The 240-nt window shown below is 70.4% G+C and carries 1 pseudogene; it reads right to left on the bottom strand.

Annotation, left to right across the window (positions count from 1 at the left end):
- Nucleotides 1-240, bottom strand: a pseudogene (locus tag KVS67_RS12960) (pyridine nucleotide-disulfide oxidoreductase); the annotation flags it as partial.

The following is a 240-nucleotide window of genomic DNA, read 5'->3' as shown; positions in this document are numbered from 1 at the left end:
CACCGAGGCCGCATCGACGTCGTAGTCCTCCTCGAACAACACGATGTCCACCTCCCGGGGTTGCGCCAGCACCCGCAGCTCCAACGGGGTGACCTTCACCTGCGCCGGCCCACGCCGTCCGAACACGTGCACATCCGTGCCCGGGGGAGCGGCCAGGGCCCGGTACTCGGTGTCCGGGTTCTCGGTGGGCAACAGGTCCTCGGCGTGCTTGGACGGGGTCCGGGCCACATCCAGGGCCAC

This window comes from Micrococcus sp. GbtcB5 (assembly GCF_019091605.1).
Classification (GTDB): domain Bacteria; phylum Actinomycetota; class Actinomycetes; order Actinomycetales; family Micrococcaceae; genus Micrococcus; species Micrococcus luteus.
The sequence above is the reverse complement of the archived record's forward strand: the minus strand, read 5'-3'. Positions and strand labels throughout refer to the sequence as shown.